This window comes from Streptomyces rishiriensis (assembly GCF_003112535.1).
GTDB classification, from domain to species: Bacteria; Actinomycetota; Actinomycetes; order Streptomycetales; family Streptomycetaceae; genus Streptomyces; species Streptomyces rishiriensis.
In genome coordinates, this window is sequence record NZ_BEWA01000012.1 from 245,617 (window position 1) to 268,052 (window position 22,436).

Here is a 22,436-nt window from a genome sequence, read left to right on the forward strand (position 1 = left end):
GCGGGCGGTGACCGGTGATACGAGACCAAGAAGAGACGATGAAGCAGCAGGGCGTGCAACCTGAGGGCGCGGAAAGCACCTCTGACGCTGCGTCGCGCCCTGACGTCGCAGACGAGCCGCCGGAGGAGGTGCACATCGACGAGGTGGAGGGCGACGAACCCCTGCTTCCCGCGCGCGTGCACCGTCCCTCCGACCTGATGCGCCTGCTGATCGGCGTGCTCGCCGTCGTCGTCCTGCTGGCCATCGCCGCCTTCGCGCACGGAACCACCTCGGGCCTCGAACAGGACATCAACAAGGGCACCGGGCAGGCGCCCGATCTCCTGATCAAGATCGCGGGGCTGGCGTCCAGCATCGCGATCCTGCTGGTGCCCGTCGCGTTCGCGATCGAGCGGCTGATCAAGCGGGACGGACTGCGCATCGCCGACGGCGTGCTCGCGGCGGTCCTCGCGCACGGCGTGACCCTCGCCACCGATCTGTGGGTCGCCCAGGGCGCTCCGGGATCGATCCAGGAGGCGCTCACCCAGCCCTCCCCCGGTGACATCCACGCCCTCACCGACCCGGTGCACGGTTACCTGGCGCCCGTCATCGCCTACATGACGGCCGTCGGCATGTCGCGGCGGCCGCGCTGGCGCTCGGTGCTGTGGATCGTGCTGCTGCTGGACGCCTTCTCCATGCTCGTCACCGGCTACACGACGCCCTTCTCGATCATCCTCACGGTGCTGATCGGCTGGACCGTCGCGTACGGGACGCTGTACGCGGTCGGCTCACCGAACGTGCGCCCCACGGGACGGACGCTGATGGCGGGCCTGCGGCACGTCGGGTTCCGCCCGGTGAGCGCGGCCCGCGAAGAGGTCCCGGACGCCGCCGAGGGAGACCGCGGCCGACGCTACTTCGTCACCCTGGAGGACGGTCCGCCGCTGGACGTCACCGTCGTCGACCGGGAGCAGCAGGCCCAGGGGTTCTTCTACCGCGCGTGGCGCAATCTGGCCCTGCGCGGCTTCGCCACCCGCAGCAGCCTGCAGTCGCTGCGCCAGGCGCTGGAGCAGGAGGCGCTGCTCGCCTACGCGGCCATCGCGGCGGGCGCCAACGCGCCGAAGCTGATCGCGACCTCGGAACTCGGCCCCGACGCGGTGATGCTCGTCTACGAGCACACCGGCGGCCGCACTCTCGACTCGCTGGCGGACGAGGAGATCACCGACGATCTGCTGCGCAACGCCTGGCACCAGGTGCGGGCGCTGCAGTCGCGGCGGATCGCGCACCGCCGGCTCGCGGGCGACGCGATCCTGGTGGATCGTTCCGGCACGGTGATCCTCACCGATCTGCGCGGCGGCGAGATCGCGGCCGGCGACCTGCTGCTGCGCATGGACGTCGCCCAGCTGGTGACCACGCTCGGGCTGCGGGTCGGCGCCGAGCGTGCGGTGACCTCCGCGGTGGGCGTGCTCGGACCGGACGCGGTCGCGGACTGCCTGCCGATGCTGCAGCCCATCGCGCTGACGCGCTCCACGCGCGCGACGCTGCGCCGGCTGGCACGCGAGCGGGCTCAGCGGGAGCGCGAGGCTGTCCTGCTGGCGTCCCAGCAGGCCAAACAGGCACGCCTGGAGGCGACGCACCACGACGACGCCGGGACCGTCGCCCCGGAGAAGCCGGGCAAGAAGGCCGAACGCGCTGAGGCGCGGGCCGAGAAGCGGGCCATCGACGAGGCGGTGGAGGAGGCACGCGAGGAGGATCTGCTGACGCAGATCCGGCACCAGGTGCTGCTCATCCGCCCCCAGGCGCCGGTCGAGCCGGCCCGGCTGGAGCGGGTGCGGCCGCGCACCCTGATGAGCTTCATCGCGGGCGCCATCGGCGCGTACTTCCTGCTGACGCAGCTCACGCACATCGAGTTCGGCCCGCTCATCGAGAACGCGCAGTGGGGCTGGGTGGCCGCCGCCGTGCTCTTCTCGGCACTGAGTTACGTGGCTGCGGCGATGAGCCTGCTGGGCTTCGTCCCGGAGCGGGTGCCGTTCCCGCGGACGGTGGGCGCCCAGGTCGCCGGTTCCTTCGTGAAGATCGTCGCTCCGGCCGCGGTCGGCGGGGTCGCGCTCAACACGCGCTTCCTGCAGCGCGCGGGGGTGCGCCCGGGTCTCGCGGTGGCCAGCGTCGGCGCCTCGCAGCTGTTCGGGCTCGGCTGTCACATCCTGATGCTGCTGTCGTTCGGCTATCTGACCGGGACGGAGAAGACGCCGTCACTGTCGCCGTCCCGGACGGTCATCGCGGGTCTGCTCACGGTGGCGGTGCTCGTGCTCGTGGTGACCTCGGTGCCGTTCCTGCGCAAGTTCGTCTCCACGCGCGTGAGGTCGCTGTTCGCCGGGGTCGTGCCGCGCATGCTGGACGTGCTGCAGCGGCCGCAGAAGCTGGTCACCGGCATCGGCGGCATGCTTCTGCTCACCGCGTGCTTCGTGATGTGCCTGGACGCGTCCATCCGCGCGTTCGGCGACGGGTCGACCTCGCTGAGCATCGCCAGCGTCGCCGTCGTCTTCCTCGCCGGCAACGCGCTCGGCTCCGCCGCGCCGACGCCGGGCGGGGTCGGCGCGGTCGAGGCGACCCTGACGGTCGGTCTGATCGCGGTCGGGCTGCCCAAGGAGGTCGCGGCTCCCGCGGTGCTGCTCTTCCGTCTGCTGACGCTGTGGCTGCCGGTGCTCCCGGGCTGGCTCGCCTTCAACCACCTGAGCCGCAAGGGCGCCCTGTAGGGCCCGCCCGGCCGAGCCGGACTGCCGTCCCTCGTACGGGCCCGCGCCCCGCGCGCGTGCCCGCACACCGCCGCAGGATGGGTTCATGCCGAATCCCTCGCGTCCGCGCGTCGCCGCCGTGACCGCCGCCTGCGCGCTGTTGTCCTCCCTGGTGGCGGGCTGCGGCGACGAGGCACACGACGGGGCACGCGACGAGGGGCTGACGGCCCAGAAGCTGACCTGGAAGGACTGTCCCGCCCCCTCGCAGGCGGAAGGAGGGGGCGGTGCGCCCTCCGCGCTGCCGCACGGCGGGGCATGGCAGTGCGCCACCATGAAGGCGCCCCTCGACTGGGCGGACCCGCACGGCGACACCGTCGGCATCGCCCTGATCAGGGTCCGGGCCGACGGCGACCGCAGCAGGCGCATCGGCTCGCTGATCTTCAACTTCGGCGGCCCGGGCGGCTCGGGCGTCTCCACGCTGCCCGCCTTCGGCGACCAGTACGCGGCCCTGCGCACCCGCTACGACCTGGTGAGCTTCGACCCGCGCGGCGTCGGCCGCAGCGCCGGCGTGCGATGCGAGAACGACCAGCAGCTCGACGCCTACTTCCAGCAGGACTCCACACCCGACGACGCCACGGAGCGCACCGCCCTGCTGAAGAACACCAAGAAGTTCAACGCGGCCTGCGAGAAGAACTCCGCGAAGATGCTGCCGCATGTGCGGACCACCGACGCGGCCCGTGACATGGACCTGATGCGCGAGGTGCTCGGCGATCGGAAGATGCACTACTTCGGCATCTCCTACGGCACCGAACTGGGCGGCGTGTACGCCCACCTGTTCCCGAAGAACGTGGGGCGGGCGGTCTTCGACGGCGTCGTCGACCCCACGCAGACGTCCGAGCAGGGCTCGCTCGGACAGGCCAGGGGCTTCCAGCTCGCGCTCGACAACTTCGCCGACGACTGCACGTCCAAGACGGAGGACTGTCCCGTCGGGGACACGGCGCGCGACGTCGAGGACCGGATCGCGGAACTTCTGCGGGCCCTCGACCGCAAGCCGATCCCGGGCATCTTCCCGCGGGTGCTGACCCAGAGCGCCGCGACGAACGGCATCGCGCAAGCGCTGTACGCCAAGGAGTTCTGGACGTACCTCACCGAGGGCCTCGAACAGGCCTACGCGGGGGACGGCCAGACCCTGATGCTGCTGTCCGACCTGATGAACGGGCGCAGCGAGAACGGCGAGTACAGCAACCTCACGGCCGCCAACGTCTCCATCAACTGCGCCGACGACAAGCCTCGCTACTCGACCTCCTACGTGCAGGAGAGGCTGCCCCGGTTCCGCGCCGCCTCCCGCGTCTTCGGGGACTTCCTGGCCTGGGGCATGGTGAGTTGCACCGACTGGGCCGTGCCGGGCGCCGCCGACCATCCGGACGTGAGCGCGCGGGGTTCCGCGCCGATCCTGGTCGTGGGCAACACCGGGGACCCGGCGACCCCGTACGAGGGCGCGGGCAAGATGGTGGACGCGCTGGGCCGGGGGGTCGGGGTCGAGCTGACGTACAAGGGGCAGGGTCACGGCGCGTACGACAGCAAGAACAAGTGCGTGCAGGCAGCGGTGAACGGCTACCTGCTGAACGGCACTGTGCCCGCCGCCGGAACCGTCTGCTCCTGACGCCCGCCGCACTCCCGGACGGACCTCTGCGGATTGCGAAAACCCGCAGGTCAAAAGGTTATCCACAGGCTCCGACGGGCGGATCGTCCGCCGCCTACCATGGCCTGACAGCCGTCCGCCGCCGAGCGCGGGCGGCCTGCGAGGGGGGAAGTGCAATGGCGCGATGGGGACGATGGACGGCGCTGGGGGCCGCCGCCGCACTGCTGGCGACGGGCTGTGGCGGCGCGTCGGGCGGGAGCGGGGACGGCAAGGGGAGCACGGCCGACGCGCACGCCCCGACCGGCTCCTCCGCGACGCCGGGCGCCGCGGTCGCCCTGCCCTCCTCTCTGACCCGGCAGAAGCTGGACTGGGGACGCTGCAAGAACACCGCGGACTCCGCCGCGCCGGACGGCGACTGGCAGTGCGCCACGATGAAGACGCCCCTGGACTGGTCGAGGCCGGACGGCGACACGATCGGCATCGCCCTGGTGCGCGCCAGGTCCCGCGCGAGCGGAGGCGACCGGGCGGGCTCGCTGCTGTTCAACTTCGGCGGCCCCGGCGGCTCGGGCGTCTCGACGCTGCCCGCGTTCGGGTCCGTGTTCTCCTCGCTGCGCGAGCACTACGACCTGGTGAGCTGGGATCCGCGCTCGGTCGGCGCCAGCGAGGGCGTCCGCTGTCGCAGCGACAAGGACATCCAGGCCGCCGAGTCGCTGGACTACACCCCCGACACCCCGGCCGAGGAACAGGCCTTCTTCCAGGACGCCACCGACTTCGGCAAGGGCTGTGCGAAGGCGGCGGGCACGCTGCTGGCGCACGCGTCGACGACCGACAGCGCCCGCGACATGGACCTGATGCGCGAGGTGCTCGGCGATCGGAAGATGCACTACTTCGGCATCTCCTACGGCACCGAACTGGGCGGCGTGTACGCCCACCTGTTCCCGAAGAACGTGGGGCGGGTCGTCCTGGACGCGGTCGTCGACCCGAGCGCCGACGCGGTGGGCCATGCGCGGAACCAGGCGCGCGGCTTCCAGCGCGCGCTCGACGACTACCTCGAGTCGACCGGTGAGGACCCGAAGAAGGGCAGCCAGGAGATCGCGGACCTGCTGGACCGGCTCGACGCCAGGCCGCTGCCCACCTCGGGCGGGCGGAAGCTGACGCAGACGCTCGCCCTCACCGGCATCGTCGTGCCGCTGTACAGCGAGCAGAGCTGGCCGCGCCTGACCACCGCCCTGGCGGCGGCGAAGGACGGGGACGGCACCGAGCTTCTGGCGCTCGCCGACGGCTACAACGACCGCGACTCCTCGGGGCACTACGGCACGTCGGCCCACTCCCAACGGGTCATATCGTGCCTGGACGACCGGCAGAGGCCGACCGCGGAGGCGACGAAGAAGCGGCTGGCGGAGTTCGAGAAGATCTCGCCCGTCTTCGGGGACTTCCTGGGCTGGGACACGGCCGGCTGGTGCCACGACTGGCCGGTGGCCGGACAGTACGACACCCCGGAGGTGAGCGCGGCGGGCTCGGCTCCGATCCTGCTGGTCGGCAACACCGGGGACCCGGCCACGCCCTACGAGGGCGCGCGCAGGATGGCGGACGAGCTCGGCAAGGGGGTCGGAGTGCTGCTCACGTGGAAGGGCGAGGGGCACGGCGCCTACACGAGCGGGAACGCCTGCGTCGGCTCGACGGTGAACGCCTACCTGCTGAAGGGGACGGTGCCGAAGGACGGCAAGGTCTGCTCATGACGACGGCGGGGGCTGCGCGCACTCGTGGCGCGCAGCCCCCGCCGATCCGACCGGGCGACCCGATGGGCGGAGCGAACGGTCCCGTCAGTAGACGGGCTTGCTCGGCTCGATCTGGTGGACCCAGCCGATCACGCCACCGCCGACGTGCACGGCGTCCGAGAAGCCCGCGGACTTCAGCACGGCGAGGACTTCCGCACTGCGGACACCCGTCTTGCAGTGCAAGACGATCTTCTTGTCCTGCGGCAGGCCCTCCAGGGCGGTGCCCATCAGGAACTCGTTCTTCGGGATCAGCTTGGCGCCCGGAATGGAGACGATCTCGTACTCGTTCGGCTCGCGGACGTCGATGATCTCGATGTTCTCGCCGTCGTCGATCCACTCCTTGAGCTGCTTGGGAGTGATCGTGGCACCGGCCGCCGCCTGCTGGGCCTCCTCGGAGACGACGCCGCAGAAGGCCTCGTAGTCGATGAGCTCGGTGACGGTGGGGTTCTCGCCGCAGACCGCGCAGTCGGGGTCCTTGCGTACCTTGACCTGCCGGTACTGCATCTCCAGGGCGTCGTAGATCATCAGACGGCCGACGAGCGGCTCGCCGATGCCCGCGAGGAGCTTGATGGCCTCGTTGACCTGGATGGAGCCGATCGACGCGCACAGCACGCCGAGGACGCCGCCCTCGGCGCAGGAGGGGACCATGCCCGGGGGCGGGGGCTCCGGGTACAGGCAGCGGTAGCAGGGACCGTGCTCGGACCAGAAGACCGAGGCCTGTCCGTCGAAGCGGTAGATCGAGCCCCACACGTACGGCTTGTTGAGCAGCACGCACGCGTCGTTGACCAGGTAGCGGGTCGCGAAGTTGTCCGTGCCGTCGACGATCAGATCGTACTGACCGAAGATCTCCATCACGTTCTCGGCTTCGAGCCGCTCTTCGTGAAGGACCACGTTCACGTACGGGTTGATGCCGAGGACGGAGTCGCGGGCGGACGCGGCCTTGGAGCGGCCGATGTCGGCCTGGCTGTGGATGATCTGCCGCTGGAGGTTCGACTCGTCGACCTCGTCGAACTCCACGATGCCGAGCGTGCCCACGCCCGCCGCGGCCAGGTACATCAGCGCCGGCGAGCCCAGGCCGCCGGCGCCGACACAGAGCACCTTGGCGTTCTTCAGCCGCTTCTGCCCGTCCATCCCCACATCGGGGATGATCAGGTGGCGGGAGTACCGTCGGACCTCGTCTACGGTGAGCTCAGAGGCTGGCTCGACCAGGGGTGGCAGCGACACGGGGACTCCGTTGGTCGGTCGATCACTACAGTTGTTCTCCCCGTAACACTGCCACGGCCTTCTTCATTCCGAGACACCTGTTCCAATGCGCGAGACGATGTCGTCCCAGTAGCCGGGCATGGTCTCCCAGGGGTCGGCCAGGCCCGCGCGGTCGGGGCCGTCGGTGAACCAGATCGTCCCCGCGCCCTGCCAGCGGGCGATGCGCAGCGCCTCGTCGAGATGACAGCGCGGCACCCCGTGCACGAGGTGGCAGAAGCGCTCGGGCGGATGCTCGGCGGTCCACTCCGCCACCTGCGACCAGCGGTAGTCGGTCCAGGGGCCGCGGAAGGTGACCAACTGGTCGGCGTGCTCGGCGTAGCCGGGATAAGGGTGGGCTCCGTGTCCCAGGACGAGGTGGGGCGTGTCATGGAGCGTCCGGAGCGTGTCGGTCGTGCGGCGCACCGCGGGGAGCACGGCCCGCTCGGCCGGACAGCGGTCCAGGAGGAAGCCGTCGACCTGGTACCAGCCGAGATGACGCCGTGCGTCGGAGATCACCTCGGCGAAGGCGCGGGCGCCGTGGCGGAGGTCGAGGCGTCCGAGGACGCGGACGCCCGCGTTGCGCAGTCGGCCCGCGGACTCCAGGCAGCGCGGGTCGGGCCGGACGCCGGGCCCGTCGGCGACGTCGAGGACGACCCAGTGCAGCGGCCGGCCGGGGCGGGCGAGCTCGGCCCACTCGGCCGGTGCGAGAAGGGGGTGCGCGAGGCCCGGGACGCCGAGGCCGGTGCGGACGTCGGTGGCGCCGGCGCTCGCGGTGCCCGCCGGTCTACCGGTCAGATACGACATGCCGCCTCCATCCAGATGTCGGCCAGGGACTCCTCGAGGTTGATGCGGGGCCGCCAGCCGAGCCGGTCGCGGGCCGTGCGCACATCTGCCTGCTGCCAGCTGCCGCAGCCGTCCGGATACGGGTACGCGACCGGCCCGGCATGGTCGGCTTCGAGGCGGGGATGCCCGATGGCGCTCCTGAGGTGCCCGCCGGGCGGGCCGTCGAGTTCGTGGAGGGCGCCGCCGTACCCGGCCACGCGCGCGAGGACCGCGGCGGTGTCGCGCAGCCGGACGGCGCGACCCGAACCGATGTTGATGACGCCCTGCGCGGCGGAGAGGGAGGCCGCGTGCACGGCTCGGGCGACGTCCCGGACGTCGATGAAGTCGCGCTGGACGCCGAGGCCGCCGAGCTTGAGCTCGCCGTCCCCGGACTGCATCGCGCGGCGCATGGCCTCGGCGAGCCGGCCCAGCGGGGAGCCGGCGGGCGTGCCGGGGCCCGCGGGCGAGAACACCCGGAGCACGACGGCGTCCAGACCGGAGCCGAGCACGAGTTCGGTGGCGGCGAGTTTGCTGACGCCGTACGGGCCGCCGGGGCGCGGCACGGCGTCCTCGGCGGTGGAGGAGCCGGGCTGGCTCGGGCCGTACTCGGCGCCGCAGCCGATCTGCACCAGCCGGGCGCCGCAGCCGCTGCGGCGCAGGGCCTCGCAGACGGTGGCGACGGCGACGGTGTTGTGCCGGGTGAGCTCGCGGGCGCCGCCGCGGGTGGTGCCCGCGCAGTTGACGACGACCTGGGGGTGGACCGCGTCGAGGAACCGGGTGAGCGCGCCGGGGCTGCCGGACGCGAGGTCGAAGCGGACGTCGGCGTCGTCGCCGCGGCCGAGCGCGGTGAGCTGGACGGCCGGGTCGGCGAGCAGACGGTCGGCGACGAACCGGCCGAGGTAGCCGTTGGCTCCGATCAGCAGGACCCTCATCGTGCCGCTCCCGGGGTGTGCGTCGCGGCGGTAGCGGGGGCCGTGGGTGCTCCGGTCACCCCGTGTGCTCCGGCGACCGCGGGTGCCCCGGTGGCACCGGTGGCACCGGTCGCTCCGGATCGGGAGGTGGTCATCTGGTCTCTCCTTCGAGGGTGTTGCGGTGGGTTGCGGCCGGGTGGAGGCACGCGCGCGTCGTGCCCGCGGGGCACGGTGGGGGCTGCGTCACGCGAGGCGGCCGGAGGTGCGGGCGATGGCGGGCTCGGTTCAGCACGGCTGGTCCGATCGGACGTGGGCGGAGGCCCTGGTCAGCGTCCGGGACGCGTGGATCAGCAGGATCAGGGCGGCGCTCGCGCAGACGAGGGCGGGGATGCCGGCCGGGCCCCATTCGGCCAAGAGGCTCTCGACGGGTGTGGCCAGGAAGCCGCATCCGGGCAGGCGGCCCGCGAAGACGGTGGCCGGGGCGAGCACCTCCGCCGCTCCGACGCCCGCGATGACGACGGCCGGGGCGTGGGAGAAGCCGTGCACGGTGAGAAGGCGGGCGAGGAAGAGGAGGGCCCCCAGGGTGAGGACGGGGGCGTAGTCGGCGGGCTCGCCCAGCACGGCGGCGCACAGGGCGGTCAGGGCGGTGAGCGCGCACAGGAACAGGGCGAGGGCGGCGAGCAGCAGCGGCTGCACACCGGCCGCGAACTCCTCCAGGCCACGGCTGGAGTTCAGGCGGCGGCGGGCCCGCACGGCGAGGAAGTGGGCGCTCCAGGCCGCGGGCGCGCAGGCCAGGGTGAGAGTCAGCAGGGGGGCGGCGGCGAACGGCCAGGGGCCGCCGGACGTGCCGTCGGGCAGGGCGTCGGGGCCGCCGTCGACGGCGGCGCGCAGCAGGCCGTCGCCGAGGGCGGTGTAGCCGATGAGCCAGCAGGTCCAGGCCTCGGTCCGCAGGCCGTGGTGGGCACGGCGGGGCCCGCTCAGGGGGCCCCGGCGCAGCGTCGCGTGCACGGCGAGCGCCACGGCGAGGAGGCCCGTGGCGGCGACGAGGAGGCAGGTCCGCCCGTCGGTGAGGCGTACTCCGGTCAAGGCCGCGGCGCACAGGGCCCCCGGCAGGAGGGTGAGCAGCGCCCGGTCCAGTCGGGGCCGGGGTGGGGCGGGGGGCACGGCGGGCGGGGGCGCGTCGGCGTCACGGGGCACGCGGGCGTACATCTCCTCGGCGAGGGAGAAGACGTCCCGGTGCCGAAAGCGCGCCGCGGTGCGGTCGGTGACCCCGTGCGCCTCCAGGCCGGCCGCGATCTCCAGGGGGTCGACGGCCCGTTCGCACAGTTCGCGGTGACGGTGCATCAGGGCCTTCACCGGATCAGCCGCCGCACGGCGGGCACCGACCGGCCCGCGGCGGTCGGGGCCGACACCCGCGTCGGAGCGGGCGTCGGGGCGCGCGTCGAGGCCTGCGTCGAAGCGTGCGTCGGGGCCGGTGTCGGGGCCGCCCGATGCCCCTGGCCGGTCCAGTTCGCCGAGCCCGCTCATCGTGCTCCCTCCGTGGCGGCGACCGACGAGGCCCCTCGTACCGGCGGTCCCGCCGCCCAGGGCGGCCCGTGCCGGGCGGCGCCTCGCGCGGCCAGGTCGATCCACAGGCCGGGCAGGCGCGCCTCGGCCGGGACGGCGAACGGCCGGGGCTCGCCGTCGTCGTCGAAGACGTACGGGCTCACCGGGGCCTGGGAGACGAGCTCCAGGTAGATGCCGTGGAAGGCCGCCACGTTCTGCTCGACGGTGAACAGTTCGAGGGCGCGAGCGCGGGCGGCCGCGCCCAGGCGCGCACGGCGCTCGGGGTCGCGCAGCAGCGCCGCGCACGTCTCCGCGAGCGCCCGGGGATTGCGCGGCGGGACGACCAGCCCGGTGCCGCCGATGACCTCGACCACCGCGCCCACGTCGGTGGACACGGTCGCGCGGCCGCAGAACATCGCCTCGACCAGACCGACCGGGAACCCCTCGACGACGCTGGACAGCACGACCACCGCACCGGACGCGTACACGTCGGCGACGGTGGGGGCCTCCGGGTCGCCGACCTCCTCGAAGGACACCGGGTTGTCGCCGACGCAGTGCGGTCCGTCCGCCTCGTCGGGGAAGAGCTGCGCGGCCAGCATCCTGCAGTGGCCGAGGTAGGCCCGGCCTTCCGCGCCGGCCGCGGCGCCGACGATCCGCAGGCGAGCCCTGGGCTCCTCCTTCCGGATCTCCGCGAAGGCGTGCAGCAGGGAGACCAGGTCCTTCGCGGGCTCCACGCGGCCCACCCAGACGAGGGTGTACGGGTCGGCCGCGTCCGGGGCGTCGCCGACCTCGGCGAAGCGGGACGCGTCCATCCCGGGGTACACGGTGCGCAGTTTGGCGCGGTCGGCGCCGCAGCGCTCCTGCCAGCGGCGGGCGTGTGCGTTGCCCGGCGTGACGCAGGCAGCCTGCCGGTAGACCTCTGCCGCGAGCCGGCCGTGGAGGGCGGCGAGCAGGGCGCGCACGGCGGGTGCGGCCTCGGCGGAAGGCATGCTCCCGTCGCCCGCGGGCGACGGGGAGCCGCCCGCGCTCAGGTAGTGCGTGCGCAGCCGCACCCCGTACTCGGTCACCAGGAGCGGCACATCGAAGAAGTGCCGGGCGAGCAGTCCCGGCAGGGCCGCCGCGCCGCCGGACGTGGCATGGCACAGGTCGACGGCGCCCAAGCCCTCGCCCTCGCCGCCGCCCCCGCGGCCGTGGTCGTCGTACCAGTCGAGCGAGAGGGGGCGCAGGGCGCGTTCGAGGTGGGCCGCGACGGCGAGCAGATCGGGTACGCGCGCCTCGCGCGCCGTGCGCAGCGCGCCGGGCGCGCGACAGGCGCGTTCCAGGGCGCGCACCGCGCCCTCGGAACGGAGCGCCCCCACGAGTCCGCCCTCGTCCCGGGCGAGCTCGGCGAGGCCGTACAGCGCATTGGCGAAACGGTCCGCCTGAGCGGTGCAACCGGCTCCGGAAGAAGCCGTCGCGTCCGGGGATCCGCCCTCGCACAGGACGGCCGCCACCTCCTCGTAACACTGCGCGAAACGCCGGCGCGCGCGCCGCCCGTAGGCGACCCCGTCCTCCTCGGCCCTCCACAGCGGCGCCGTGCGCACCCGGCCGACCTGCGGCGGAAGCGCGACCCGGCCGGCTTCCTCCTGGTGTTCGGCCCGGCTGAGAGCGTAGACGTCGAACCGGTGCTGCCCGAGCCCGCGCACGAGCCGGTCGCACCAGACCCCGGCCTCACCGCTCACATACGGATAGCCGCCCTCCGTAAGCAGTCCGATGCGCACGCGCACCCCCGATCTCCCGTTTGGGGAGCCGCCGTTGACCCGACGGCTCGCAGCGGGACGAACGTATGCGGACAAGGCGGTGGTACGACGGACGGTTGTCCATCGCACCACCAAAAGGGGTGAACGGACGTAACTTTCCCGTGCAGGTCGCGTTCGGTCGCGCTAAGAGATCATTCGACCGCGAAACGTTACGTCACATCACGTCACGTACACCACGGCCCGCACGGCGCGCGTCACGTCAGGGCGGGCTCCCGTCGCTCCGTGCTCCGCCGCCGCGCGCGTCGCCGGGCCGCGACCGCAGGATCGAGCGCCGGTACGGCGTCCAGCAGCTGCCGGGTGTACGGGTCCCGTGGTGACTCGTACACCTCGTCGGCGGGTCCCTCCTCCACGACGCGGCCCCGACGCATCACCGCGACCCGGTCGCTGACCTGGCGCACCACGGCCAGGTCGTGGGCGACGAAGACCAGGGCGAGCCCGAGTTCGCGCTGCAACTCGCCGAGCAGGGCGACGACCTGGGCCTGGGTCGTCACGTCGAGCGCCGAGACCGGCTCGTCGCAGACGATGACCCGCGGGTCGGCCGCGAGCGCCCGCGCGATGCCCACGCGTTGGCGCTGGCCCCCGCTGAACTCGTGCGGGTAGCGGTCGTAGTGCGCCGCCTCGAGCCCCACGCGCTCCAGCAGTTCCGTCACGCGCCGCCTGATCCGCGCCTCGTCCTTCTCGCCCCGCGCGCGGAGCGGGTCGGCGATGGACTCGCCCACGCTGCGGCGGGGGTTGAGGGAGGAGACGGGGTCCTGGAAGACCATCTGCACGGTCGGGTCCACCCCGGCCCGCGCCCGTCCCCGGTAGCGCACCTCGCCCTCCGTCGGCTCCAGCAGTCCGACCAGCATCCGGCCCAGCGTCGTCTTGCCGCTGCCGCTCTCCCCGACGACACCGAGGGTCTCGCCCCGCCGGACCGTCAGGGAGACGCCGTCCACGGCCGCGAAGGCACGCCTCCCGCGCCCGAACTCACGGCGCAGACCGCTCGCCTCCAGGACGACCTCGGCGGTCTCGGCGGCCTCAGTGGTCTCGGCGGTCTCGGCGACCTCAGCGGTCTCAGCGGCTTCAGCGGCCTCAGCGGGCTCGTCCGAGGCGTCCGCCGAGGGTCCGTCCGGCTGCCGCACGTCCTCCGTCTCCGCGGGCCTGCCCACGCTCTCGTGACCCGTTCCTCCCTGCCCCAGGGCCGCCGGGTCCCCGCTTCCGGGGGCTCGGCTTTCCAACGTCTCGGCCTCGCGGCGGACGTGCACCCGGGGTACGGCCGCGAGCAGTTCGCGGGTGTAGGCGTGCGCGGGGGCCGCCAGGACGGTCCCCGCCGGTCCCTGTTCGACGAGCTTCCCGTGCCGCATCACCAGCACGTCGTCGACGCTCTCGGCGGCGACGCCCACGTCATGGGTGACCAGCAGCAGCCCCATGCCGGTCTCCTCGCGCAGGGTGTGCAGCAGGTCCAGGATCTGGGCCTGGACGGTCACGTCGAGCGCGGTGGTCGGCTCGTCGGCGATCAGCAGGTCGGGCTCGCAGGCCAGCGCCATGGCGATCAGGGCGCGCTGGCGCATGCCGCCGCTGAACTCGTGCGGCCGCGACCGGGAGCGCCGAGCCGCGTCCGGGATGCCCACCCGCTCCAGCACCCGCACCGCACGCGCGCGTGCCGCACGACGCGACACACGCGTGTGCACGCGATGCACCTCGGCGATCTGGTCGCCGATCGCATAGTAAGGGTCGAGGGAGGACAGCGGGTCCTGGAAGACCATCGCCGCCCGGCCGCCGCGCAACCGCCGCAGCTCCTCCTCGGACGCGGCCCGTACGTCGGTCCCGGCGACCCGCACCGAGCCGCCGACCACGGCCCCGGTCCCCCGGTGCAGCCCCAGCAGGGCCGAGGCGACCGTGGACTTGCCGGAGCCGGACTCGCCGACCAGGGCGAGGGCCGCGCCCTGCGCCAGACGGAAGGAGAGGCCGTCGACGGCGCGCAGGGCGCCGAACTCGACCGTCAGATCGGTGACGTCCACCAGGCTCATGCGAGCACCACCCGTCGGTCGGCCAGCGCGTACAGGACGTCCGCGACGGCGTTGGCGAGGACCACGAAGAAGCCGATGACCAGGACCATGCCGACGACCACCGGCAGATCGACGACGTTGACCGCGTGCACCAGTTCCTGTCCGATCCCGGGGAGCCCGAAGAGGGTCTCGGTGAGCACCGCACCGCCGACCGCGGAGCCGAAGTTGTTCGCGTTCAGCGCGATGACCGGCGCGAACGCCCCGCGCAGGGCGTGCCGCGCGATGATCGACCGCTCGGCGACGCCGTACGCGCGGAAGGTCCGCACGTGGTCCTCGGCGAGGGTCTCCAGCATCGCCGCCCTGGTCAGCCGGGCGAAGGACGCCGCCTCGATGAGGGCGAGCGAGAGCCAGGGCAGGAGCAGGTTCCAGGCCCACTGCTCGGGATCGTCCGTGAGGTTCACGTACTGCGGGAAGGGCAGCAGTTGCAGCTCTCCGCAGACGACGATCATCAGGATCAGGCCGATGACGAAGACGGGTGTGGCCGTGCCGGCGAGGGTGACGGCGGTCAGCACGCGCTCGGTGGGCCGGCCCCGCCGCCAGGCCGAGAGGACTCCGGTGCCGACGCCGAGGACCAGCCACAGCACCATCGCGCCGAAGACGAGGGACAGGCTCACCGGCAGCTTGGTCAGGATCAGCCCGGTGACCTGCTGGTCGCTCTGGTAGGACAGCCCCAGGCAGGGCGCCGCGCAGTGCTCCACGGAGGTGCCGGTCGAGTAGTCCTGGCCGGCGACCAGTCCCTCCAGGAAGTGCCAGTAGCGCACGTACAGGGGGTCGTTCAGGCGCAGTTGCTGAGCGACCTGGTGAACCTGTTCGGGCGAGCAGCGCGGACCGCAGGTGATCTGGGCGACGTTTCCCGGGGTGACGTAGAAGACGACGTAGACGATCACCGAGACGGCGAACAGGGTGAGGACCACGCCGACCGCCCGGCGCACCAGGAAGCCGCCGAACCCGCTCAGGACGGCGAACCCGCTGAGGCCCCTGAGGCCGTTGATGTCCTTGAGACCGCTGAGACCGCTGAGGCTGCTGAGGCCCTTGAGAGCGCTGAGGCGGCTCATGAGGACACCCCCTGCTCCGCGGCCGCGGCGGCCTTGTTCTCCCGTCTGCGCCCCGTGCCCACCCGCAGCCGGGAGGCCGCCCGCGGGTCGAGGGCCGTGCGCACCCCGTCGCCGAGCACGGTCAGCGCGAGGACGGTCACGAAGAGCGCGCCGGCGGGCAGCAGCAGGTACTGCGGGGCCGCCTGGTACCAGACGTCGGCGGCGGTGAGCATCTGCCCCCAGGACGGCGTGGGCGGCTTCACTCCGACGCCGAGGAAGGACAGGGCGGCCTCGACGGTGATGTTCTGCGGCACCAGCAGGGCCGCGTACGTGATGACGGGGGCGGCGAGGCCGGGCAGCAGTTCGCGGCGTGCGATGCGCCACGGGCCCCAGCCGCTGAGGCGGGCCGCGGACACGTGGTCGAGCTCCTTGAGGGTGAGGGTCTGCGCGCGCACCACCTTGGCGATGTTGCCCCAGGAGAGCAGGCCGATGACCAGGGTGACCAGGACGGGCCGGGGAAAGCTCGCCGGGACGATCGCGAGCAGCGCCAGCGACATGATCATCAGCGGCAGGGCGACGAAGACGTCGGTGATCCTGCTCAACAGTTGATCAACCCATCGTCGGCCGAGGGCGGCGGCGATGCCCATGGTGACGCCGATGGCCACCTGGAACACGGTCGCGGCCAGTGCGACGCCCAGCGAGACCCGGGCGCCGTAGACGAGCCGGGCGAACAGGTCGCGGCCGGTCTGCGGCTCGACGCCCAGCCAGTGGTCGCCGTCGGCCCCGCCGAGCGGCCCGACGGGCACGCCTCCGCGCGCGGAGTCGATGAGGGAGGGGTGGTAGGTGGTCGGGTCCTGGCCTTCGAGCGCGGTGAGCAGCGGCGCGGCGAGCGCGACCAGGACGAGCAGCGCGACGACGCACGCCGCGACGAGGGCGGCGCGCTGCGTCCGCAGCCGCCGCCGGAACTGTCGGGCCCCCGTGGTCGCCGGGACGGACGCGGGGTCCGTCCCGGTGACCTGGGCGGCGACGACGGCCTCGGCGGCCGCCTTGGTGACTGTCTCGCTCACGGTGCTACTTGACCGCGACCTGCGAGGGGTCCAGGACGCCGTCCCAGTCGCTGATGACGATGTTGCGGACGTCCGCGCCGTACAGGCGCTTGTAGACCGGGTGGAACAGCGGCACGGTCAGCGCCTGTTCGCCGATCTTCTTGTCCAGTGCACCCCACCTCTTGGCGGCCGCGTCAAGATCCGTCAACTTGTTGATCGCGTCAATCTCGGCATTGACGGACTTGTCGTCGAGGAAGCCGGTGTTGAAGTTCGCACCGTCCTCGACGATCTGCCGGCCGTCGAAGATCGGGGCGAGGAAGGGGCCGCCGGAAGGCCAGTCGGCGCCCCAGTGGGCGAGGAAGAAGCCCGGTTCGGTCTTCACGTCGTGGATCGTGTCGGAGTAGTCGTTGTCCTCCAGCCCCTGCAGCTTGACCGTGATGCCGGCCTTCTTGAGCGCGTCCTGGATCGCGGTCGCGATCTCCGGACTGGTCTCGAAGTCCTGGCTGTTGGAGTGGGTGAGGGTGACGGTCAGCCCGCTGGCGTGGCCGGCCTCCTTCAGCAGTTCCTTCGCCTTCGCGGCGTCGCCGGTCGCGCCGGCCGGGAAGAGGTCGTAAGGCTCGTAGCCGAAGGACTTCTGGTTCGGCAGGAACGTCGTGGCGGCCTCCGCCAGCGACGAACCGCCGGCCGCGTTGACGACCGAGGACCGGTCGAGGGCGTACGAGATCGCCTGGCGCACCCGTATGTCGTCGAACGGCTTCACGCGCGGGTTGAACGCGAGGTAGTTCGTGTAGCCGAAGCGGCCGGTGCCGACGCGGGCGGCGAGCTTCTTGTCGCCGCTGACCTTGGCGAGCTCGGCCGGGCCGAGGTTGGTGTCCGTGGTGATGGCCGTGGCGTCCGCCCCCTGGGACGCGGACAGCCGCTGGTTGATCACGGAGGAGTCGAGTCCGGACCGCACCTCGATCCGGTCGGGGTAGGCCTTGCGCTCGGCGTCCGTCTTCGCGGACCAGAACGTGTTGCGTTCCAGGGTGAGCCGCTCGCCGTCGTTGTCGTTCCTGACGACCTTGTAGGGCCCGGACGAGACGGGGTGCTCCTCGTACTTGGTACCGGTGTCCTTGGCCTTCGGCACGGGCGCGAACTGGGTCTGGGTGGCCAGGTAGGGGAACTCGCCCTCGGGCTTGTTCAGATGGAAGACGATGGTGCGGGCGTCGGGCGTCTCGATGGCGGCGAGGCCCTTCGGGTCCTTGTACGGCCCCTGGTAGCCGGCCGCGCCGACCAGCCAGTCCCGCAGGTAGGGCGCGCCGCCGGAGAGCTCGGGCGCGAACGACCGCTCGATGCCGTACTTGACGTCGGCGGAGGTGATCGCGCTCCCGTCCTCGTACTTCAGCCCCTCCTTGAGGGTGTACGTCCACACGGTGGCGTCTTTGTTCGGCCGCCCGGTGTCGGTGGCGAGGTCGGGGACGACCTGGGCGCCTGCGGCGCCGTTCTCGCGGTTGCGCGTGGTGAGCGTGCGGAAGACCAGGGTGGGCACCTTGCCGCCGCCGGAGGTGTACAGCCGGGCGGGGTCGAAGTCCTGCTGGGGGTTGCGGTTCAGGATCGTCAGCGTGCCGCCCTGGTGGGGTGCGGAGCCGCCGCCGGAGGTCTTGGCATCGTTGTCTTCCGGCCCGCAGGCTGCGGCGCCGGCTGCCACCAGCAGGCCTATGGATGCCGCGGCCACGCGGCGCGCGGTAAGGGGCGGTTGACGCATCGGAGAACGACCTCTCAAATAATGAGACATAGCGACGAGGGGTGAGACGAAGAGGAGCAGACGTCTGCCCGGCGTCAGGTCGTCGAAAGAGCCGTGGCCAGGCCACGGTGAAGGGAGAGAAATCGCGACGCGAACGCCAGAGGCGGGGCGTCAGCTACAGAGGATGTCGGCCACGCAGATCACGGTCACACCGATGAGCGCCAGCTCGATGGCGGCGCACGCAGGGGCGGGACGGGGCGACATGCGCAGAAATATGGTCGAACTTTCTGCGCATGTCAATGTGATCCCGCCGCCGTCCGTCAACTCCCGGGGAAGGCCCAGGGATTGGGCAGACAGTGGATCCCGTCGTGGTCGAGGAATTTCGTCTGCTGCTGCATGACCGGCGCGAGCTCGCCGTCCTTGTCGCAGGTGACGTGGCCGAAGCCGAGGCGGTGACCGACCTCGTGGTTGATCAGCATCTGCCGGTAGGCGTACATCTCGTCGCCGAAGGTCTTCGAGCCCTGCGCCCACCGGTAGGCGTTGATCATCACGCGCTCGGTGGCGGCCGAGTCGCAGGAGACGTTGTCCTCGGCGGTGTCCAGCCCCGACTTGGCGCACCAGACGGCGGTGGTGCCCGGGCTGGCGAGCGTGATGACGAAGTCGGGTCTGCCCGAGTGGATGCGCTCGAAGGTGCGCGCACCGCCGTGCGCCCAGCTGCGGTCGTCGTTGAGGGTCTGTTGCACGGCTTCGGCGAAGAGCGCGCCGTCGAGTCCGAGGCCCTGCTCCACGTCCACGCGATAGGTGTACTTCCGGCCCTTGCCGGGGGCCTTGTCGACGCCCGGGACCGCGTCGAACCGGCCCGACCCCTTGAACTGGGCGCCTAGGGGGTACCTGACGGCCATCTTCTGCGCGTAGGTGAGCGCGATCGCGCCGGTGGACGCCGACGGGGCGGGACGGCCGTCCCCGCGCGCGGTGTCGCCGGCGGCGCCGGCCCGGTCGACCGCCGCCTGCGGGCGGACCGTGTCGTCCCGCCCGTCGGCGACCTGCCCGGCCACCACGACGGCCAGCACCGTGGTGACGGCGGCGGCCGCGATGCCGGTGAACGTCCGCCCCTTGGCGGCCTTGGCCGGGGCCGGAACGGCGGTCGAGGCCGCCCCGTCGGCCACGTCGAGGCCCACCGACACGGTCGGGTGCGGGCCCCGGGAGACGGTGCGGGCGGCCGCGGCGGGCGGACTCCCCTCACGCGTGCGCGTGGACGCGTGAGGCATCCCGGCGCGCGCGAAGACGTCGTCGTCCTCCTCGAAGGCGGCGAGGTAGTCCTGGCGGGGGCCCTGGCGCGGGCCCGGGCGGGGGCCCTGGCGCGGGCCGCCCTCGGGGTTGGGTCGTTGACGCGGTATCACGGGCTGCCCGGTACCCGCCTGCCGCTCCCTCAACTCACCCCAGCCGCCTCCGGCTTCACGCTGCTCGGGATGGCCGCCGCGCACCTGCGGCACCCCGCGGCCGGGCATCGCGTCGGGAAAGCCGGGAAAGCCGGGCGCTCCGTGCGCCGCGGGGCCGTCGTGACCGGGGTGCGGGGCGCGGACGCGGGAGCCGCCGGGGTCGCCCGTCGAAGATCCCTGCGAAGACCCGTGCGACGTTCCTTCCGAGGAACCCTGGGATCCGCGCCCGGGCCCCTGTGGCGGCACTTCGGACGAGCCCTCGGCGCCGCCCTTGGGGACGGGCCCACGCCGGCTGTGGCGTCCCACGTCGGCCTCAGCCCCCCGACGTCTCGGTCGTGGTCTCGCCGAGGAGCTCCCGGAAGGCCAGCGCGACCGTCTCGGGGTACTCCATCATCGCGACGTGGCCCGCGTCCGGCAGGGTGAGCAGCCGGGAGTCGCGGAAAGCGCGGGCGGACCGCTGCGCCATGCGGAAGCCGACGAGCTGGTCACGGGCGCCGTAGACGAGGAGCGTCGGGGCGAGGACCCGCTCGGCCTGCCGCCACAGCCCGTGCTGACCGCCCAGGGTGTACGCGCTGAGCAACCCGCGCGTGGAGCGCGTCAACGCGTCCCAGAAGTAGGGCAGTTGCAGCCGCCGTTCCAGCTCCTCGACCGCGTGCCGGAACGCCTCGGGGCTCACCTGCCCGGGATCGCCGTAGCAGAGCGCCATGACGCCGCGGACACGCTGCTCGGCCGTCCACTCCCGGGTGAAGCGGCTGAAGAGCGCGGCGACGCCGGGCAGTCCGACCAGCCCTGTGGGCACCGCGGTGCGCTGCACCCGCAGTTCCGGCAGCGCGGGAGACACCAGGGTCAGGGTGCGCACCAGGTCGGGCCGGACCGCTGCGACGCGCGTGGACACCGCGCCGCCGAGGGAGTTGCCGAAGAGATGGACGGGCCCGCGCCCGGCGGAGTCGAGATAGCGGATCACGGCACGCGCGTGTGCCGTGACGGAGTAGTCGCCGTCGTCCGGCGGCGGGGAGTCGCCGAAGCCCGGCAGGTCGAGGGCCTCGCTCGCCACGACCCCGTCGAGCAGGGCCATCAGGGCGGACCAGTTCTGCGAGGAGCCGCCCAGACCGTGCACGTAGAGCGCCGGGGGAAGACCCTCGCGCGCGGGCGGCCTGGAACGCACCGTCAGCGTGACGCCCGGCAGCCCGACCGACCGCAGCCGCTCGCCCTCCGCGACCCGTACCGCGGTCGCCTTCGGCAGCACGCTTGTGGGCGGCACGGAGGGCAGCTCGGTCGAAGACATGCGGCAATGTTACGAGACGATCACGCGCACCTTTGTGTGTTCGCCGTCACACGGACGGGCCGGACGCATGACGAGCCGTTGCCGCGTGCACGCCATAACGGCCCGAATCGGGGGCACCCTGCACAGCGATCGCATAGCGTCCGAATCGGGTGTCTCCTAGGCTCGTACCGAGGGCACCCGTTCATGGCCCCTGCACCTCGCAGGGACTTCCGCAGGAAGGGAGCCCACCATGTCCGTTGACCCCACCGACCCGGGCACGTTCGAAGAGGACGACGACTTCGGGGAGATCGACGTCGAGGCGCCGGAGAACGACGCCGCCGAGCAGTCCACGGACGTCAAACCGGAGCGCGACGACTCCCTCGAGGACGTGGATCCCGCCCGGGCCGACGAGGGCGATCTGGTCGAACAGGCACGCGTGGTGTCGCTCGACGAGGAGGACTATCGCTGACTGCGCTGAGCTGGAGCGGGACCGGAGTTTGCCCGAAACGTGATGTTTCGAAACCATCTCTACCGTTTTTGTCGTCGTCCAGTCCGTGAAATTCTGCGCTCGCACCGCGCGCGCCAGGGTTACCGAAAAGTACGATGGCGGCGCGGCGCTCACCGCATGAGGACCACTTAGGGAGGCGGCGTGACAGCCATCGAGCAGACAGAGGCGGCGCGCCCGCGGGGCACACGCCTGCCGCGCCGTGCCCGACGGAACCAGCTGCTGGGCGCCGCCCAGGAAGTCTTCGTCGCACAGGGCTATCACGCGGCCGCGATGGACGACATCGCCGAGCGGGCGGGCGTCAGCAAGCCGGTGCTCTACCAGCACTTCCCCGGCAAGCTCGACCTGTACCTGGCCCTGCTGGACCAGCACTGCGAGTCGCTCATCCAGGCCGTGCGCGGCGCGCTCGCCTCGACGACCGACAACAAGCAGCGCGTCCGGGCCACCATGGACGCGTACTTCGCGTACGTGGAGGACGACGGCGGCGCGTTCCGCCTGGTCTTCGAGTCGGACCTGACGAACGAGCCCGCGGTGCGCGAGCGGGTCGACAAGGTCACCACCGAGTGCGCCGAGGCGATCTGCGAGGTCATCGCCGAGGACACCGGCCTCTCGCGCGCGGAGTCGATGCTGCTCGCCTCCGGCCTGGGCGGCCTCGCACAGGTCGTGGCGCGCTCCTGGCTGCACAGCGACCGCAGCGTCCCGCGCGACCAGGCGGTCCAGCTGCTGGCCTCGCTCGCCTGGCGCGGCATCGCCGGTTTCCCGCTGCACGGAACCGATCAGCACTGACCGCGAGGGGCGGTCGGCCGTTTGTTCCCGCCCGCTGTTCGCTCCTGGCGTGGACGGCCGCGCCGTGCACGTCCCCTCACCGGGCTAATGTGTGCAGCGTACGGCGCGGACGCCCGCGCACTCGTGACCGTCGGAGGGACATAG

17 protein-coding genes are annotated in these 22,436 nt (G+C 72.5%); 5 read left to right on the forward strand and 12 right to left on the reverse strand.

Annotated features, from left to right (window positions below):
* The first annotated feature begins 38 nt into the window (after positions 1 to 38).
* The 3 genes from Sri02f_RS20405 (at position 39) to Sri02f_RS20415 (ending at position 6,089) form a co-directional block, all read left to right on the forward strand.
* The gene (locus Sri02f_RS20405; protein ID WP_174855677.1) at positions 39 to 2,729 is read left to right on the forward strand and encodes a lysylphosphatidylglycerol synthase domain-containing protein; all 2,691 of its coding nucleotides are present in this window, start codon (positions 39 to 41) and stop codon (positions 2,727 to 2,729) included.
* An 85-nt stretch (positions 2,730 to 2,814) separates the two neighbouring features.
* Complete coding sequence (locus tag Sri02f_RS20410) at positions 2,815 to 4,371, forward strand: alpha/beta hydrolase (RefSeq protein ID WP_109002756.1); 1,557 nt, start codon at positions 2,815 to 2,817, stop codon at positions 4,369 to 4,371.
* Between the two features lie 155 nt (positions 4,372 to 4,526).
* Positions 4,527 to 6,089, forward strand: coding sequence for an alpha/beta hydrolase (locus Sri02f_RS20415; RefSeq protein ID WP_109002757.1), 1,563 nt, complete (start codon positions 4,527 to 4,529; stop codon positions 6,087 to 6,089).
* 84 nt (positions 6,090 to 6,173) lie between these two features.
* Here the strand turns inward: Sri02f_RS20415 and moeZ are convergent, their stop codons facing one another.
* The 12 genes from moeZ to Sri02f_RS20470 form a co-directional block, all read right to left on the reverse strand.
* Positions 6,174 to 7,352, reverse strand: a complete 1,179-nt coding sequence (gene moeZ, locus Sri02f_RS20420; RefSeq protein WP_109002758.1) for an adenylyltransferase/sulfurtransferase MoeZ — start codon at positions 7,350 to 7,352, stop codon at positions 6,174 to 6,176.
* A gap of 63 nt (positions 7,353 to 7,415) precedes the next feature.
* The gene (locus Sri02f_RS20425; RefSeq protein WP_109002759.1) at positions 7,416 to 8,174 is read right to left on the reverse strand and encodes a spherulation-specific family 4 protein; all 759 of its coding nucleotides are present in this window, start codon (positions 8,172 to 8,174) and stop codon (positions 7,416 to 7,418) included.
* Positions 8,162 to 9,124, reverse strand: coding sequence for an NAD-dependent epimerase/dehydratase family protein (locus Sri02f_RS20430; RefSeq protein WP_109002760.1), 963 nt, complete (start codon positions 9,122 to 9,124; stop codon positions 8,162 to 8,164). Before Sri02f_RS20430 ends, Sri02f_RS20425 begins: the two co-directional genes overlap by 13 nt.
* Before the next feature lie 264 nt (positions 9,125 to 9,388).
* A complete protein-coding gene (locus Sri02f_RS20435) occupies positions 9,389 to 10,630 on the reverse strand; it encodes a hypothetical protein (protein WP_174855678.1) in 1,242 nt (413 codons plus the stop codon).
* Positions 10,627 to 12,408 carry a DUF3492 domain-containing protein gene (locus Sri02f_RS20440; RefSeq protein WP_109003184.1) on the reverse strand — a complete coding sequence of 594 codons (1,782 nt, stop codon included), beginning with the start codon at positions 12,406 to 12,408 and terminating at the stop codon, positions 10,627 to 10,629. The genes Sri02f_RS20435 and Sri02f_RS20440 overlap by 4 nt, the downstream gene beginning before the upstream one ends.
* Positions 12,409 to 12,641: 233 nt before the next feature.
* Positions 12,642 to 14,456, reverse strand: a complete 1,815-nt coding sequence (locus tag Sri02f_RS20445) for a dipeptide ABC transporter ATP-binding protein (protein ID WP_109002761.1) — start codon at positions 14,454 to 14,456, stop codon at positions 12,642 to 12,644.
* A complete protein-coding gene (locus tag Sri02f_RS20450) occupies positions 14,453 to 15,451 on the reverse strand; it encodes an ABC transporter permease (RefSeq protein ID WP_109003185.1) in 999 nt (332 codons plus the stop codon). The genes Sri02f_RS20445 and Sri02f_RS20450 overlap by 4 nt, the downstream gene beginning before the upstream one ends.
* 95 nt (positions 15,452 to 15,546) lie before the next feature.
* Positions 15,547 to 16,596: an ABC transporter permease gene (locus Sri02f_RS20455; RefSeq protein ID WP_109002762.1), complete on the reverse strand. Its 1,050-nt coding sequence runs from the start codon at positions 16,594 to 16,596 to the stop codon at positions 15,547 to 15,549.
* Positions 16,597 to 16,600: 4 nt separating this feature from the next.
* The gene (locus Sri02f_RS20460) at positions 16,601 to 18,319 is read right to left on the reverse strand and encodes an ABC transporter substrate-binding protein (RefSeq protein WP_109002763.1); all 1,719 of its coding nucleotides are present in this window, start codon (positions 18,317 to 18,319) and stop codon (positions 16,601 to 16,603) included.
* 150 nt (positions 18,320 to 18,469) lie between these two features.
* Positions 18,470 to 18,562 carry an Ms4533A family Cys-rich leader peptide gene (locus Sri02f_RS44120; protein ID WP_359441884.1) on the reverse strand — a complete coding sequence of 31 codons (93 nt, stop codon included), beginning with the start codon at positions 18,560 to 18,562 and terminating at the stop codon, positions 18,470 to 18,472.
* A gap of 56 nt (positions 18,563 to 18,618) precedes the next feature.
* Positions 18,619 to 20,043, reverse strand: coding sequence for a DUF3152 domain-containing protein (locus tag Sri02f_RS20465; RefSeq protein WP_373865107.1), 1,425 nt, complete (start codon positions 20,041 to 20,043; stop codon positions 18,619 to 18,621).
* Between the two features lie 7 nt (positions 20,044 to 20,050).
* A complete protein-coding gene (locus Sri02f_RS20470) occupies positions 20,051 to 21,022 on the reverse strand; it encodes an alpha/beta fold hydrolase (RefSeq protein WP_109002765.1) in 972 nt (323 codons plus the stop codon).
* Between the two features lie 229 nt (positions 21,023 to 21,251).
* Here Sri02f_RS20470 and Sri02f_RS20475 point away from each other — a divergent pair, with 229 nt between their 5' ends.
* Entirely contained in the window at positions 21,252 to 21,470 is a 219-nt protein-coding gene (locus tag Sri02f_RS20475) for an Rv3202a family protein (RefSeq protein ID WP_109002766.1), read from the forward strand.
* A 180-nt stretch (positions 21,471 to 21,650) separates the two neighbouring features.
* Positions 21,651 to 22,292 (forward strand): TetR/AcrR family transcriptional regulator, encoded by a 642-nt coding sequence (locus tag Sri02f_RS20480; protein WP_069771643.1) that lies wholly within the window; start codon positions 21,651 to 21,653, stop codon positions 22,290 to 22,292.
* Positions 22,293 to 22,436: the final 144 nt, after the last annotated feature.

Bases quoted from the DNA above. Each gene is read 5' to 3' on its own strand.
- Sri02f_RS20410 (WP_109002756.1), top strand. From the start codon at position 2,815: ATGCCGAATCCCTCGCGTCCGCGCGTCGCCGCCGTGACCGCCGCCTGC.
- Sri02f_RS20405 (WP_174855677.1), top strand. From the start codon at position 39: ATGAAGCAGCAGGGCGTGCAACCTGAGGGCGCGGAAAGCACCTCTGAC.
- Sri02f_RS20470 (WP_109002765.1), bottom strand. From the start codon at position 21,022: ATGTCTTCGACCGAGCTGCCCTCCGTGCCGCCCACAAGCGTGCTGCCG.
- Sri02f_RS20415 (WP_109002757.1), top strand. From the start codon at position 4,527: ATGGCGCGATGGGGACGATGGACGGCGCTGGGGGCCGCCGCCGCACTG.
- Sri02f_RS20430 (WP_109002760.1), bottom strand. From the start codon at position 9,124: ATGAGGGTCCTGCTGATCGGAGCCAACGGCTACCTCGGCCGGTTCGTC.
- Sri02f_RS20435 (WP_174855678.1), bottom strand. From the start codon at position 10,630: ATGAGCGGGCTCGGCGAACTGGACCGGCCAGGGGCATCGGGCGGCCCC.
- Sri02f_RS20425 (WP_109002759.1), bottom strand. From the start codon at position 8,174: ATGTCGTATCTGACCGGTAGACCGGCGGGCACCGCGAGCGCCGGCGCC.
- Sri02f_RS44120 (WP_359441884.1), bottom strand. From the start codon at position 18,562: ATGTCGCCCCGTCCCGCCCCTGCGTGCGCCGCCATCGAGCTGGCGCTC.
- Sri02f_RS20460 (WP_109002763.1), bottom strand. From the start codon at position 18,319: ATGCGTCAACCGCCCCTTACCGCGCGCCGCGTGGCCGCGGCATCCATA.
- Sri02f_RS20475 (WP_109002766.1), top strand. From the start codon at position 21,252: ATGTCCGTTGACCCCACCGACCCGGGCACGTTCGAAGAGGACGACGAC.
- Sri02f_RS20445 (WP_109002761.1), bottom strand. From the start codon at position 14,456: ATGAGCCTGGTGGACGTCACCGATCTGACGGTCGAGTTCGGCGCCCTG.